Source organism: Maribacter sp. C-4077 (genome assembly GCF_055378385.1).
This window is the reverse complement of record NZ_AP038807.1, coordinates 365,611-380,788: the sequence shown is the minus strand read 5'-3', so window position 1 is coordinate 380,788 and position 15,178 is coordinate 365,611. Positions and strand designations below refer to the sequence as shown.

General features: G+C 42.1%; 12 protein-coding genes. 10 read left to right on the top strand and 2 right to left on the bottom strand.

Translation table 11 applies throughout. The annotated features are described in order from the left end of the window. Position 1: 1 nt before the first annotated feature. The 10 genes from ACZ41C_RS01670 to ACZ41C_RS01625 all read left to right on the top strand — a co-directional run bounded on the left by ACZ41C_RS01670 (position 2) and on the right by ACZ41C_RS01625 (position 13,238). A complete protein-coding gene (locus tag ACZ41C_RS01670; protein ID WP_464563866.1) occupies positions 2–1,069 on the top strand; it encodes a glycosyltransferase family 4 protein in 1,068 nt (355 codons plus the stop codon). A gap of 15 nt (positions 1,070–1,084) precedes the next feature. Continuing rightward, positions 1,085–2,263, top strand: coding sequence for a hypothetical protein (locus tag ACZ41C_RS01665; RefSeq protein ID WP_464563864.1), 1,179 nt, complete (start codon positions 1,085–1,087; stop codon positions 2,261–2,263). Positions 2,264–2,470: 207 nt separating this feature from the next. Further along, positions 2,471–4,315, top strand: a complete 1,845-nt coding sequence (gene asnB, locus ACZ41C_RS01660) for an asparagine synthase (glutamine-hydrolyzing) (protein ID WP_464563862.1) — start codon at positions 2,471–2,473, stop codon at positions 4,313–4,315. Next, positions 4,302–5,024 (top strand): WecB/TagA/CpsF family glycosyltransferase, encoded by a 723-nt coding sequence (locus tag ACZ41C_RS01655; RefSeq protein ID WP_464563860.1) that lies wholly within the window; start codon positions 4,302–4,304, stop codon positions 5,022–5,024. Before asnB ends, ACZ41C_RS01655 begins: the two co-directional genes overlap by 14 nt. After that, positions 5,021–5,998, top strand: a complete 978-nt coding sequence (locus ACZ41C_RS01650; protein ID WP_464563858.1) for a GNAT family N-acetyltransferase — start codon at positions 5,021–5,023, stop codon at positions 5,996–5,998. The genes ACZ41C_RS01655 and ACZ41C_RS01650 overlap by 4 nt, the downstream gene beginning before the upstream one ends. 27 nt (positions 5,999–6,025) lie before the next feature. Beyond that, complete coding sequence (locus ACZ41C_RS01645) at positions 6,026–7,033, top strand: GNAT family N-acetyltransferase (protein ID WP_154918683.1); 1,008 nt, start codon at positions 6,026–6,028, stop codon at positions 7,031–7,033. Next, a complete protein-coding gene (locus tag ACZ41C_RS01640; protein WP_464563855.1) occupies positions 7,034–7,927 on the top strand; it encodes a polysaccharide deacetylase family protein in 894 nt (297 codons plus the stop codon). Between the two features lie 32 nt (positions 7,928–7,959). Then, complete coding sequence (gene wecB, locus ACZ41C_RS01635) at positions 7,960–9,057, top strand: non-hydrolyzing UDP-N-acetylglucosamine 2-epimerase (protein WP_464563853.1); 1,098 nt, start codon at positions 7,960–7,962, stop codon at positions 9,055–9,057. A 165-nt stretch (positions 9,058–9,222) separates the two neighbouring features. Continuing rightward, entirely contained in the window at positions 9,223–11,538 is a 2,316-nt protein-coding gene (locus tag ACZ41C_RS01630) for a GumC family protein (protein ID WP_138258642.1), read from the top strand. 80 nt (positions 11,539–11,618) lie between these two features. Next, positions 11,619–13,238 (top strand): glucosamine inositolphosphorylceramide transferase family protein, encoded by a 1,620-nt coding sequence (locus tag ACZ41C_RS01625; RefSeq protein WP_464563851.1) that lies wholly within the window; start codon positions 11,619–11,621, stop codon positions 13,236–13,238. An 8-nt stretch (positions 13,239–13,246) separates the two neighbouring features. Here ACZ41C_RS01625 and ACZ41C_RS01620 read toward each other — a convergent pair whose 3' ends face one another. Both ACZ41C_RS01620 and ACZ41C_RS01615 read right to left on the bottom strand, forming a co-directional pair. Next, on the bottom strand, positions 13,247–14,101 hold the full coding sequence (locus tag ACZ41C_RS01620) for a hypothetical protein (protein ID WP_138258640.1): 855 nt from the start codon (positions 14,099–14,101) through the stop codon (positions 13,247–13,249). Between the two features lie 158 nt (positions 14,102–14,259). Further along, entirely contained in the window at positions 14,260–15,171 is a 912-nt protein-coding gene (locus ACZ41C_RS01615; RefSeq protein WP_138258639.1) for a hypothetical protein, read from the bottom strand. Positions 15,172–15,178: the final 7 nt, after the last annotated feature.

Genomic DNA, 15,178 nt, shown 5'->3' with positions numbered 1-15,178 from the left:
CATGGCAAAGATTCTTGTGACCGTACCAAACCTTAAAACTCCGGGAGGGGTAAGTTCCTTTTGGAATGCCCTCTTGCCCGAGTTTCACCTAAAAAAGGATTTGAAAGTTACACCTTTGGAAATAGGAGGGCACGGCAAAAATCCCTTAGGCCCATTTTTGGATCAATGGAAACTTATGGGTTCCCTTAAGAAGGTGGATTTGGTGGTACTCAACCCTTCTTTAGGCGCCCGTAGTTTCTTTAGGGACGGATTATTTGCAAAACAATTGGCCATGAGGAAAAGGAAGTTCGTGGTCTTTTTTCATGGCTGGGACCTGGATTTTGAAAGGAATGTAACCAAGAGCTATGTAGGCTTTTTTAAGGGTTCATTCGCTAAAGCCGAACAGATTTTTGTCCTCTCCAAGGATTTTGAAACCAAACTCCGGGAATGGGGCTATACCGGCAAAATATCCATAGCGACCACGACCATTGAACGTGGGCTGATTGCCGGTTTTTCTATCAAGGACAAAAATGAACATATTGGAAATTCAGGAAACCTTCGAATCCTGTTTATGTCCAGATTGGTAAAGGAGAAAGGAATTTACGAAACGATCGATGCCTATAGAAAGCTCAAGTTGTCGTTCCCCAACATCGAACTTTTTATTGCCGGGGACGGAGCTGAAATGGAGCTTGTGGCCAACGAAACCAAGAACGATGCTGATATCGTAATGCTAGGACATGTGGAAGGAGATAAAAAAAAGGACCTATTGATGAAATCCCATGTGTATTGCCTACCCAGTTACACGGAGGGGCTTCCCACATCGGTCCTGGAAGCCATGGCCTTTGGAATGCCCGTAATTACGACGGCTGTTGGCGGACTGAAATATTTTTTTAAGGATAAGGAGATGGGCTATTTTGTGGATTTAAAGAAGGAGGATATGGTCCATCGGTTACAAGATTTGATTTCAGATACCGAAAAGATGGTCACAATCGGCACTAATAATCATGGGTATGCCTTCAATTACCTCACGTCGGACAAGGTGGCCCATCGATTGGCCGAGTCTTTTAAAAGTATTATCGGACGCCCATAATTCCATCATGATGCTATGAATGAAGATAAAAAATTGAATAGGATAGCGTCGGTTTGCATGAAGGATGACCTGTCATGTTACGACCCGTATGATATATGGATGACCGATTTGGGCATTCAGGTAAAGTCCCTGTTCAATAAAAACAAGTATTTGGGAATACTTCCCGCAGCCGCTTTAACACTATTTGACCATTTCCTAAACAACAATACCCGGCTCGGATACAAAAGAAGGGAATACCCAACCGCAAGGGCCATGGCGGCACTTACACTTTTGAATCTCTATAAAAGAGAAAATAAAGAAGAATTGTTGCAGGGTGCCAAATTGCATTTGGACTGGCTACTTGAGAACACCTGTACAGGCTATGCCGGACTCTGTTGGGGATTAGGCTTTAAATGGGCCGCCGGCGAGGGTTTGGACTACAATGAGAACACGCCGTTCAGTACCCACACCCCCTATGCCCTGGAAGCGATACATACGTATGTGCAAATAACCAAGGATACGAGCTATATACGGCACATAAAAAGCATATTTGATTTTTATGAAAACGACATAAAGGTCCTTTATGAAGACGATACCGAAATGGCCACCTCCTACGGCCCGTCCAAGGACAGACTGGTCACCAATGCGGTTTCCTACACCATGTACGCCTATGCTATTTTTTTAGGCTATTTCCCCGATAAAGAAGATGCTATCAAGGAAAAAATTGGCAAGTTGTACGCCTTTATTCAAAACAGGCAGCGAAACGATGGTTCATGGTTGTATTCGCCCGAGGATGAAGATTCCTTTATAGATTGTTTCCATAGCTGTTTCGTGCTTAAGAATATCCATAAAACGCATCAAATTGTACCCTTAAACGATGTGAAGAAAACCACAAACATGGGCTATGATTATTTAAAGCTTCATTTTTACGCATCTAAGGATGGACTTTTCAAGAGATTCAGCCTTAGCAACAAACCGTCCATTATAAAATACGATTTGTACGACAATGCGGAGTTTTTACATTTGGCCGTGCTATTGAGGGATCTTGATTTTGCCCAGAAACTGGCAAGTGCCATAGATGTAAAGTTTGGGAAGGGAGAAGACATTTATTCGGTCATTGATATGTTCCATTTCCGGAAAAACAAAAACACCTTACGCTGGGCCAAAATGCCCTATTTATATGCGCTTTCCGCATTCCATCTTTTTCAAAAATAAAACTTTAGAGTCCCGATGATGTTCATTTTGTAGTTAATAAACGTCGTTCGTCTAGCGGCATTCCTTTTTTTGAAACGGTTATTTTTTGTCCATTTTCATTTTGTCCATCGCTTATGGTGTTTAATCGTGTTTTTATGTTATTGCAGTTACGATGGATTTTCTTTGTCCTTGGTAACTTTTGCATGAAAACACTAACAAACTAGCTATATGTGCGGAATTTTAGGATCGGTAAACATACCCTTTTCGGAGGATATCCTTGATTTGATCGCACATAGGGGTCCGGACGATTTTGGTATCGAAAGGTTCCAAAGTGGCGAACACGAAGTGCATTTTGGACATCGCAGGCTCTCTATAGTCGATTTGAGTCCAGCAGGGCATCAGCCCATGGTTTCCCCTTGTGGAAATTATGTCCTCATTTTTAACGGTGAAATTTATAATCATCAAGAATTAAGACAACGGTTACCCAAAAATTTCGAATTTAAGGGGCATTCGGACAGTGAAACCCTGTTGTATTTTCTCATTCATTTTGGAGAGCAAGGCATTGCGGACCTTAATGGAATATTTGCCTTTGCCTTTGCGGATAAGGCGAAGAAGCGAATGGTTTTAGCCCGGGATCCCTTTGGTGTAAAACCTTTGTATTATTCCCATAGTGACAACGGACTTGTTTTTTCATCCGAAATTAGACCGATTCAGGCACTCCTGAATGAGAACGAACTCGACGGACAGGCACTGGCCAGTTTGTTGAGATTGCGATACAATGCCGCTCCTAGGACACTTTTTAAAAACGTTCAAAAAGTCCCTTCCGGTCATAGTATTACTTGGGATATTTCCGATGCCAAAATCACCCATGAATCCCATTTTTATGCTTCCCAATTGCCCAAAACCATAAAAGGCGGTAAAAAGGAATTGGTGGATGCGTACGGGGATATTCTGGAAGCATCCGTAAAAAGACAATTATTATCAGATGTTGAAGTTGGGGTATTATTGAGTGGCGGTATAGACAGCGCCATGATCGCGGCACTTGCAAAAAAGCACTATACCGGAAAATTGAAGGCGTTTACCATTGGTTTTGAAGGGGAGTTCGAAGAGGACGAAATAGCCGATGCCAAGGAAACCGCTGAGCTTTTGGGCCTTGAACATCACGTGGAGAAGATTTCGTTTCATGATTTTCTCGGCTTGATAAAGGAGTGTTCCCGTATTGTGGAAGAACCCTTGGCAACGACTTCGATGATACCCATGTATTACTTGGCCAAGTTGGCTTCGGGGCATGTAAAGGTTGTATTGACAGGTCAAGGTGCCGATGAACCTTTAGGGGGATATACCCGATACCGTTCGGAAATTATCAGGGAACATTTGCCATCCCCGATAAGGTCCGTATTGAAACCCACTTTTCAACTTTTGGGAACCAGGAACGATCAATTGATTCGTGGGGCCAAGACCATGGAAATTACCAATGAAATGGAGCGGTTCCTTTCGGTATATGAAATTTTTGACAAAGACGAAATTCAGGCGTTAATTGGGAAAGAAGACAATCTCAGTGAAGATTTGATAGGTCATTTTTATGCTACGTTGGACTGTAAATCCCGTATCCATCCTGCCGAAAAATTGATGGCCCTGGATACCCGTCTCAACCTCTCAGACGACCTTTTGAACTATACGGATAAAATAACGATGAACTTTGCCTTGGAATGTAGGGTTCCCATGCTGGATCTGGAATTGGTGCGTTTTATGGAATCACTTCCTTTGGAACGAAAGGTCAATTACCGTGAAGGAAAATTGATACACAAGGCCTATGCTGAAAAATTATTGCCAAAAAAGATAATCAATAGAAAGAAGAAAGGTTTTCAATCCCCTACCAATAGGTGGTTCCGGGAAGAAATGGAAACTTTGAAAGGGTTATTGTTGGATTCCTCTTCGGCCTTTTCAAAGGTATTCAACCTATCGTCGGTATCTATAATTTTACACGATCACGCATCGGGATATAATAAGGAGAAACAAATCTTTCTATTACTGAGCATTTATTATTGGTTCGAATCTAATGACACTAACTAAAAAAAATATGGTTTGGGAAATGTTGAACGGGGTCAAGACCGCCGTTCCCAATTCGCGCGAGGAACTACTGGACTACGTATTCGAGAACAAGAATATCCTGGTTGCCGTAAATGCCGAAAAAATCCATCATGCCACGGACCTTTCAAAGGAAATTATCAACAGGAATGTGGGGTATCCTGATGGCGTAGGTGCTGTTTGGGCCCTCAATAGAAAGGGACATAAAAATGTCCAGAAAATTCCGGGATGTGAGCTCTGGTTGGATATTGTGGCCAAATACCATGACAGCAAGAGTTTTTTTCTCATGGGGGGGGAAGATGCGGTTATCAACAAAACGGTGGAGCTTTTAAAGACACGGTATCCCAATATGAACCTAGTGGGATACCGCAACGGTTTTCTAAAGGATCAAAAAGAAAAGGAAGACCTATTGGAAGAAATTGCTTTAAAACGCCCCGATGTGGTCTTTGTGGCCATGGGCAGCCCCAGACAGGAGCTTTTGATGGAAGAGATGGCGAAGCTACATGCTGCCGTCTATCAAGGACTAGGCGGAAGTTTTGATGTTTTTACCGGCAAAGTTCACAGGGCACCGGAATGGTGGATCAAAAATGGCCTCGAGGGTGTTTACAGGACCATGAAAGAACCCAAGAAGCGTGTAATGAGAGATATTAGGGTATTGCCCTTTTTTATGAATTTAATATTGAACAGGCTATGATACATCTCGCAAAAGCATCCGATTTTAAAGCTTGGAACGGTTTCCTCGAGGAGGAGAAGGAGCGACAACTTGTTACCATTGCCCACAACCCTTCCTTGGGACGCATTTTAGCCAAGACCTTTGGTTACAAGGAAGAGAATATGTTTATCATGAAGGATGACCAGATCATTGGTGTCCTTCCCGCTGTAAAGGTGGGTAAAAAACTAGTATCCATGCCCCATTTTTCATATGGTGGTCCTATTTTTTGTTCCAAGTCCAAGGAAAATCTAGAGGTTTCCAACCTTTTGAACGAAACCAGTTTTGAGGTCAGGGGGCTACAGAAGGTGACGGATAATTTTTATGCCAATAAAATCCTGTCCAAGGTGAAACTCAAGAATTGTCCGGAAGAACAGTTTATGAACATATCCTCATCGGCGCGTAGAAAGATTAGACAGGCTCGAAAAAGAAATTTTCAAACGATGCATGGAGGCTTAGAGCTGCTGGACGATTTCTATAAAGTTTATTCTAAAAGAATGTTCCAAAAAGGTTCGCCTCCCTTGGGGAAGGATTTTTTTAGGAACCTCTTGTCTGATTATGAACATGGCAAGGCCCAAATTTCCGCAATATATTCCAATGGGAATGTTGCGGCTGCCGGACTAACGCTATGTTATAAGGATTTTAATGAACTATGCTGGGTAAGTTCAGACAAAAAGTATGACAAGTATAATGTAAACTCTTTGTTATACTGGAATATCATTAAGGACTCCATTGCAAATGGTTACTGTTATTTTTCCATGGGAAGGTCCACGGTCAATAGTACCAACCATAGATTTAAAAAACAATGGAACCCCATAGAATTGCCACTCTTTTTTAACCACTCCCATTCCGTAGGAAAATCAATTAAGGAATTCACGTTTTTAACGAAGCTCTGGAAGCTCCAGCCATTTAAAACATCTGTTCTTTTTGGGAAATACATCTCCAAATATGTGTATTGACAGCGTATGGAAACCAAAAAAAATAAAATGACCAATAACCCTAATGATACAGTTCATCAACGTGCTGTTTTGGAGTTGTGCCAGGATACAAACGTTTGGAATTCCTTTTTGGAACATGAAAAGGAACACCAAATGGTAACCATAGCGCATAACCCATCCTTGGGCGAAATATTGGAGAAAAGCTTTGGGTATAAGTCCTTTAACTATGCAGTAAAGGAACATGGTGAGGTGATAGGGCTTTTTCCAACCGTTCAAATAGGGAGGAAATTGGTTTCAATGCCCCATTTTTCCTATGGAGGCCCATTCTTAAAACATACTGTTAAAAGGAAGTATAAAGTATCCGAGATGCTCCCTACCAAAAAGTTCGAGGTTCGATCTTTTGAAAAATTGACGGGGGAGGTATTCGATAAAAAAATCAGCTGTGTCGTACCACTACAACCTACGGTCAAGGAACAGATAATGACCTTCAAATCCAAACTGCGCCAAAAGCTTCGGAAGGCCTCAAATCTGGATTTTTCGGTCAGGGTAGGCGGCTTGGAACTGTTGGATGATTTTTATGATCTGTACAGTAAAAAGATGTTGAAATTTGGGTCTCCTACCATAGGTAAGATTTTTTACAAAAACCTCTTGGAATACTATCAATTTGGTGAGGCGGGCATTACCGTAATTAACGAGGGTGACAAAGTGATTGCTGCCGGGTTTTCCTTGTCCTACCTGAATTTTAATGAAATCTGCTGGTCTGCCACGGATTGTGCCTATGACAAACACAATCTACATGCCCTGATCTGTTGGGAAATGATGAAAAACTCCATCGGAAAGTATGACTACTTCTCTTTTGGTAGGTCTACGAAAGAGAGCAACAACCATCGGTTTAAAAAACAGTGGAACCCCTTGGAGCTTCCCATTTATTATAATTATTCGGAGCCTGTGGGAGCATCTCTGAAGGAAATGACATTTCTAACAAAAATCTGGAAATTACAGCCTTTAAAATCTTCGGTATTTTTTGGGCACTATATTTCAAAATACGTTTACTAGATGAATATTCTGACTTTTGACATTGAAGAGTGGTATCATATTTTGGACAATCCGTATACAAAAACCCCTAAGGAATGGGCCAATTTTGAAGCGCGGATCCATCAAAATATGGAAACCATCCATGATATATTACATACGGGAGACCTGAGCGCAACATTTTTTGTTGTGGGTTGGATAGCAGAAAAATTCCCTGAGGTGGTGCGTGAAATTGCCTCAAAGGGATATGAAATTGGTAGTCATACCCATTTACATCAATTGGCCTACGAACAGGATAGAAAGACTTTTAAAAAGGACGTAGAAAAATCCATAAAGACCCTGGAGCATTGTACCGGGAAAAAAGTCCGCGCATTCAGGGCTCCCGGTTTTTCCATTACTGAAAGCAATAAGTGGGCATTTGAGGTTTTATATGAATTGGGTATCACGGTCGATTCCTCCGTGTTTGCTGCCAAGAGAGGTCATGGTGGACTATCCGAATACGGGACAAGTAAACCTTCCCTACTTAGATACAACGGTGTGGAGTTAAAGGAATTCCCTATTAATACGCACCCTGTAATGGGTCGGCAACTTATCTTTTCGGGTGGAGGATATTTTAGGTTATTTCCATATCCGTTCATCAAGCAATTCAGTAAAAATTCGGATTACATAATGACCTATTTCCACCCAAGGGATTTTGATCATGGACAGCCCATGCTACAGGGGCTTTCTCCATTCAGAAAATTCAAGTCGTATGTAGGCCTTAAAAATTGCAAGTCAAAATTGGAGCGATGGATTCAGGACTTTGAATTTGTGGACCTGGATACGGCTATAAAGCAAATAGATTGGGCAAAGGTTGCCACTGTGGAACTGGAAGCGGCGGAACAAGAGTGCGTCTCCCTTTTGTCAACAAGGTCCTAAAAATGACTCCATCAAACCGAAGAAATTTGAAGATGAAAAAAATTACCATTATTGCTGGTGCAAGACCCAACTTCATGAAAATTGCACCAATCATTCATGCCTTGGAAGAGGCACGAGACCAAGGAAAGGAGATTGACTACAGGTTGGTCCACACCGGTCAACACTATGACGAGAAAATGTCCGGAAGTTTTTTTGAGCAACTTCAAATTCCGGAACCCCACGTAAACCTGGCGGCCGGAGGAGGTACGCAAGCGGAACAGACGGCAGCGATCATGCTAAAGTTTGAAAAGGAACTCTTGGACAATCCGGCAAGTCTGGTCTTGGTTGTGGGGGATGTCACCTCTACCATGGCCTGTGCCATCGTGGCCCAAAAACTCCATACAAAAGTGGCCCATGTAGAGGCCGGAATACGATCAAACGATTGGAGTATGCCCGAGGAAATCAACAGGCTTTTGACCGATGCCATCACCAATTACTATTTTACCACTTCAGAATTGGCGAACCAAAACCTTTTGGCAAGTGGGGCAAAACCTGAAACAATTTTCTATGTAGGTAATACAATGATCGATACGCTTTTAAAGCAGCGCCCCCGTTTTAGAAAACCGGTTTTTTGGGACGAGCTTGGATTGCAAGATAAAAGTTATATGGTCATGACCTTACATAGACCGGCCAATGTGGACGAGGAAGCGAATTTGAAGACCCTTATCGATGAGATCATTCTGCATTCCGCACCCTACGATTTGGTATTTCCAGTACATCCTAGAACGGCGAAAGTTTTGGAAAGGCTTAAAATAGCAGACAAACGCCTTCATTTGGTGGAACCTATGGGATATTTGGAATTCAATTATCTTGTAGAACGCGCCAAGGCCGTTGTTACGGATTCCGGTGGTATTACCGAGGAAACCACCGTGATGGGTATTCCTTGTATGACCCTTAGGGACAACACGGAACGCCCTGAAACGATTACCATTGGAACCAACGAACTTTTGGGTACGGATCCAAAGGCCATTAGGCCCGCCATGGAAAAATTGCTGTCCGGGAATTGGAAGGTAGGTAGTATTCCACCGCTTTGGGATGGTGCCACGGCCCCCCGTATTATCGAAAATATATTGGGATTGAACGAATTATAATTAGACGGCAGGCAATTATCCGTAGCTTCGTCCGTTGAAGCCTGCAAAAAATTACTAAAATTCTGCGGTTCAATATAATCAAACAGTATCCTAAAATAGAGGTATGCAGCGTTTATTGGAGTTCTGTTTTTTCATTAAGTGTATCTAAAAGATTGCACGTACATTATGAGTGAAAGGCCATATATCTTAGATTTTAAGGAGGAGGACGAAACCGTTTCCATCCAAGACATACTTTTGAAATACACTCGGTTTTGGCCATGGTTCTTGGTTAGTTGTGCCATTTTTTTAGTGCTGGGGCACTACTATAGTAAATATGCACCTAAGACCTTTTATACAGAGGCCAAGATCAAAATTTTGGATGATGCCAAGGAACCCAAAATCATACCCAATGATAGGGTCGTAAACAACCCAAACCTTGGGTTGAACCTGGAAAACCATATAGAGGTTTTAAGATCTTACCGACTTTTAGGTGAGGTTGTGGACGAATTGGGACTGGATATTGATTATTACCAGTCCAACAACTTGGTGTTTTCCCAAATTTGGACGGCTCCTTTCGTTTTGCAAAAGCTTATGGATGATGAGGAAATCTCCAATCCATTGATCTACGAAATAGAAATGACATCCGCAGGATTCAATATTACGGATGCCGATGGTAACTTCTACCTTGTTTCTTATGAGGAAGAACGTGACCGGGAATTTAAATTGCCCTTTCGGATCATTTTGGGAGATATTGACCATGTAAATAGCCATAAAGATATTGTATACCGAGCAGTGCTACGTTCAAAAAGACAGGCCACCATGTTATTGTCAGAGGCATTGAAAATTGGAACATCTGAAAAACAAAGCGATGTAATAACACTTTCCATGAAAGGCAACAGTACGCAACGTACAGAAGCAATTTTGGATGCCATCGTTTACAAATTCGATAGCAACAGTTTGGAGGACAAACAACTTGTGGCCCAACACACATTATCCCTTATTGACCAACGATTCAAGGATTTGTCCACGGAATTGGATTCCATCGAATTGAGCAAGGAGGACTTTAAGAAATTGGAAGACCTTTCCTATATACAGGCCGATGCCAACGCGAGCTTGAGTAAGAGGACGATTAGTGAGAGTGAGGTATTACGATTAGAAACACAACTATCTTTGATTGGCATTTTAAAGAAGTCGTTGTACTCAGATGAGGCCTACGGCCTTTTGGCGGCGGATATAGGTCTAGCGAACCAGGCTTTGAACACTATGGTCCAGGATTATAACGAGTTGGCCAGGGAACGCCAAAAATTAATGCTTTCCGTAGGCAAGGACCACCCGAACCTCAAAAACCTTTCGGAGCGATTGGATTTTGCCAGGGATAACATCCTTAAGACAGTTGGGGTTTACGAGGCACAGATGAGAACTTCCTTGCGCACCTACAATGAGGAAAAGAGTAGGGCCGGTTCTGAATTTTCACAAATACCAGAACAGGAGCGAATTCTTCGATCTATTGAAAGACAGCAGAATATCAAGGAAAACCTTTATTTATTGCTCTTGCGAAAGCGGGAGGAAGCGGCCATTGACTATGCGGCACCCGCCTCATCGATCAAAGTAATCGACTACAGTGTTAGTGGACTTAAACCCGTTTGGCCCAAAAAAGTGTTGGTGTATCCAGTTTCACTGCTATTGGGTTTCATTTTGCCCTTTACCTTCATATTTTTCAAATCTTCCATGGATACCAAAGTCCAAGGTAGGGAGGAAATCGAAAAAATCAATCCGGAGATACCTACATTGATAGAGATTCCCTTTTTTAAGTACAAAAAGAATATGCACGGATTCCAAGAGGGCTCTGCATTGGCGGAATCGTACCGAATCTTAAGCACCAATACAGATTACCTAGTTCCCAAAAAGGAAGGTGGAAAAGTCGTTTTTGTGACTTCCGCGATCAAGGAAGAAGGTAAGACCATGACCGCCCTTAACTTATCGTTGGCCTATGCCAGTTTGGGAAAAAGGGTTCTATTGGTTGGGGCGGATCTCCGCAATCCAAAGTTGCACAGTTATATGGATTTGGATAGGAATTCACCTGGGCTTTCGGATTATTTAAAAAATGCTTGGTTTGATTTTCAGGATGGTATCCAATTCGGTTTTAAGAAAAACTTTAATCACCACGTTTACCTAAGTGGGTTTATTCCAGAAAGTGCCCCTGCGCTACTTTCCAATAAGCGTTTTGCTGAATTTTTAGAGGAAGCCAAAAGAAGTTACGATTATGTTGTAGTGGATACCGCACCTACAATGTTGGTTACGGATACCTTCCTTATTTCGGACCTTGCAGATGTCACCTTATTTGTGTTGCGTTCAGGTATGACGGACAAAAACCTATTGCATTTTTCAAAGGAATTGCACAAAAACAAAAAGCTAAAAAATATGGCCTATGTAGTGAACGCCGTGGGTAACCTCAAGCATAGGAAGTACAATTATGGCTATGCGTATGGCTATAATGGCTAATTGCCTTCTTCAACATTGATAGGTGTAATTCAAGGAGTTTGCCTAGGCAGATATAACCCTTTTTTAAATAAGGAACTTTGGTGAAAAAAGTTGGATTCGTTTATTCTACAGATGCACCAATGTACAATTGGCAGCAGCGATTTGTCAAGAGTGTCGTGGAAAACCAAAACTTTGAAACGGTGTTTCTTTACTTGGACCAAGCTTTCAAACGAGAAACCGCACCAAATTCCACTATAAATTCGCTCGCCGGAACGCTTTTAAATCTTCATTTGGTTTTCGAAAAAAAACTCTTGAACACCATGCAACCAATATCGGTTACATCGGATTTTTTAAAAAGTACCTATCCTTCTATTACAACCATCAATGTAGCCTCCTTAAGGAAAGATGGTCCTAAAAACCCTGATTTTGAGGTTATCGTAAACCTAACCGATGTTTTGCTATCGGAAGAAGATATTGATGCATCCAAAAACGGTGTCTGGAATATACTATTTTCCGATGCCGAACAAAATAGACGCGGTCCCATAGGGTTTTGGGAGGTTTTGGAGGGTGATTCGGGTATTGGGGCAACTTTATGTACCATTGCCGACAACAACCAAGATCGTTGTAACATACGAAGTACGTGCTTTTTTAACCGGGCATGGTCCATGTCCGAAACATCTAGAACCGTAACCGAGGGAGCCGTTTCCATGGTGTTGAAGGAATTAAATGCCCTGTCTGATGACAATCGGACTATTTCCTTAAAACCCGATTCCCAACTTCCAAATTTGAAATATCCAGGATTTTCAGATGTTTTTAGGTATATGGGTAGATTTTATAATGGATTAGGGGCCAAGGCATTAGAGAAATTGGGGAATGCTTTTTTTGGAATACGGCCGGAAAAATGGTCACTTTTTTTAGGTTATGGCGATTTTGAAACCGCTTCGTTGGACAAATTTAAGTCGGTCCCAATGCCCAAGGACGAATTCTGGGCCGATCCCTTTCTATTTGAACACGAAGGGAGGGATTATGTGTTTTTTGAAAACTATTCCTATCATACAAAAAGAGGAAAAATTTCGTGTGGAATTTTGGAAGACAATACCTTGAAGCACATCAAAGATGTAATGGTAATGGATTATCACCTTTCCTTTCCTTTTATATTCAGGGAAGGAGAGGATATTTTTTTGATGCCGGAAACCTCGGCGAATAAAAGGTTGGAGCTTTACAGGGCTGTCGATTTTCCCGTTTCTTGGGAACTATACAGTACCGCTTTTGAAGGGGAACTTGTGGCCGACCCTCTTTTTTACACAGATTCTGACGATCAACGGTGGCTCTTCATTAATAAACAGGCGGACGGGGCGTCACCCATGAACAGTGAACTATTCATCTATCGGGTAGATTCACTACATCTGAAGGAGTTGGTTCCCCATCGCCAAAACCCGGTAATTATTGATGCCCGTGTAGCGCGCAACGGGGGTGGTATTTTCAAAAAGGGCAATGTACCCTTTAGACCTTCACAAAGAAATGAGGATGGGATTTATGGTAGGGCACTGAATATCAATCAAATCAAAAAGTTGAGCTTAGAGGAATATGAAGAAGCGGTGACGGCAGTTTACCATCCAACTTTTGACAAAGGCCTTATGGCCATGCACCATCTACATCAAACCAAAAAAGCCTTTGTTTTTGATGCAGCCTACCGTAATTCCTTAAAAATGAAATCCTAAGGCAATGATTATTGGGGCAATCCGCTCCAAATCTCAACATCGTCTATCCACTGATGCATTGGGTGGGTATTTCCATAAACTTGGGTAAGTATGATAAAATCCAAATTGTCGCCTCTGTTGGTAGTAGCACCGTAATGCTCCGCTACCAAGTTTCCGTTCACCCGCATGGAAGCATAACCATCTGAATCTTCGCTCCATTTTAAAAAATACTCAACCTTGAACCATTCCTCCCTAGGTATGGGCACCTGATAGTTTCTAACTTGCCAGATAGGTTCCGTAGGGTTTATGTCTCCTTGAAGTAGCCAATGGGGAGTACCAGTATCGTCAGTGGCTATGAAGGCGATCATACGAAAGCCATCCGTGCGGCTTGTATTGTATTTTTTTGTTTTGTACTCCCAAATGGCACGCCAATTATCGGGTCCATTCAAGGAGGTATCATCGATTTTCATCCAGTAGCTCATATAAAGCTCCCTTGGATTTTCCCTGATATTGTTAATCTGATATGGTGTTTGGGTTACCCCGATGTCATAATTGACACGTTGGTAAAGGCTCGTGGTCTGGGTGCCATTTACGCCTTCCACAGTATCCATGTAGTTCTCAATGGCGGCGCCTCCATCATCTTCAATTCTATGGATGCCACTAAAATTTGAACCCAGGATTTTGATGGGCCATGAAAACCCTGTTTCATCGTCCATGCCCCGAATGACCTGATAGCTGTCCTTGATTTCATCCATATAGGTATTCGCCTCAAAACCGGAACGGAACAATAATTGCGGTGTGGATGGAAGTGGATCGGTACCTCCATCCTTATTACAGGAGGCGACCAGTAGCAAGGCCAAAAAATATGGCACTAATGTTTTCATAATGGGCTATAGGATACTCTGACAGCAATGAAATCGGAGCATAACAATTTTTTTTCAAATATAAATAATATCAACAATCTAAAATCAATCGTTTCTTTTTGATTGCCATTATATCCGTCAAATGACCTTTTAGCCTGACTCGGTATTTATTGTTGGGATTAGGGGGTAGGGACGCCATCCCAAATTTGTAGGTCGTCCATCCATTGGTACATGGGGTGCGAATTTCCGTAAACCTGGGTGAGCATTATAAAATCCATGGGGTCAGCGTTGTAGGTCGTTGGACCATAATGTTCCCCAATAAGTTGGTCGTTGACCTTCATGGAAGCGTATCCGTTGGAATCATCGCTCCAACGCAGAAAAAATTCCAGCTTGAACCATTTGCCCATAATCAAGGGGATTTTATAGTTTTCCACTTGCCAAACGGGCATTTGCGGATTTCTATCGCCCTGAAACAACCAAAAGGGTTTTCCCTGAATGTCCTTTGCCATGTAGGCGATCATCCTAAAACCGTTGTTCTCCGCATAGTTCTTTGTCTTATATTCCCAAAGCGCACGCCATTCATCATTTCCCAACAGCGATATGGTGTCCGTTTTCATCCAGTAACTTATGTACAACTCCTTGGGATTCTGTTGTATATGATTTATTTGATACGGGGTTTGGGTTACCTCAACGTCATAGGATACTTCCTGATACAGCGTGGTGGTAATAGTTCCATTTGGCCCTTGTGCTTTTTCCAACCGATTTGAAATAGCCTTACCATTATCGTCATTTACCCGATGAATGCCACTAAAGTCGGACCCCAAAATAAATAGCGGCCAGGAAAATCCCGTTTCGGTGTCCTTACCTGTCAAATACTGGTAACCTTCCTGTGGCGCACTTAGCGAAACGCCTTCAAATCCGGATTTAAAAAGTAGGGTGGGAGCAGGGTTCTGAATTTGGGCCACCGGAGCTATTTCTTCGGATGCAAATTTTTTGGATTTCCCTCCTTTAGTATTGTTTGGTGAGAAAACAAAGAAAGTAATTCCTAAAGCTATTGCTACTAATATCAGGAATTGCCTAATCATTTTCATCACCCGA

What these genes read in the sequence shown, in the direction of transcription:
- ACZ41C_RS01645 (WP_154918683.1), top strand. Translation starts at nt 6,026, where the DNA reads ATGACCAATAACCCTAATGATACAGTTCATCAACGTGCTGTTTTGGAG.
- ACZ41C_RS01620 (WP_138258640.1), bottom strand. Translation starts at nt 14,101, where the DNA reads ATGAAAACATTAGTGCCATATTTTTTGGCCTTGCTACTGGTCGCCTCC.
- ACZ41C_RS01655 (WP_464563860.1), top strand. Translation starts at nt 4,302, where the DNA reads ATGACACTAACTAAAAAAAATATGGTTTGGGAAATGTTGAACGGGGTC.
- ACZ41C_RS01615 (WP_138258639.1), bottom strand. Translation starts at nt 15,171, where the DNA reads ATGAAAATGATTAGGCAATTCCTGATATTAGTAGCAATAGCTTTAGGA.
- ACZ41C_RS01640 (WP_464563855.1), top strand. Translation starts at nt 7,034, where the DNA reads ATGAATATTCTGACTTTTGACATTGAAGAGTGGTATCATATTTTGGAC.
- asnB (WP_464563862.1), top strand. Translation starts at nt 2,471, where the DNA reads ATGTGCGGAATTTTAGGATCGGTAAACATACCCTTTTCGGAGGATATC.
- ACZ41C_RS01665 (WP_464563864.1), top strand. Translation starts at nt 1,085, where the DNA reads ATGAATGAAGATAAAAAATTGAATAGGATAGCGTCGGTTTGCATGAAG.
- ACZ41C_RS01630 (WP_138258642.1), top strand. Translation starts at nt 9,223, where the DNA reads ATGAGTGAAAGGCCATATATCTTAGATTTTAAGGAGGAGGACGAAACC.
- wecB (WP_464563853.1), top strand. Translation starts at nt 7,960, where the DNA reads ATGAAAAAAATTACCATTATTGCTGGTGCAAGACCCAACTTCATGAAA.
- ACZ41C_RS01670 (WP_464563866.1), top strand. Translation starts at nt 2, where the DNA reads ATGGCAAAGATTCTTGTGACCGTACCAAACCTTAAAACTCCGGGAGGG.
- ACZ41C_RS01650 (WP_464563858.1), top strand. Translation starts at nt 5,021, where the DNA reads ATGATACATCTCGCAAAAGCATCCGATTTTAAAGCTTGGAACGGTTTC.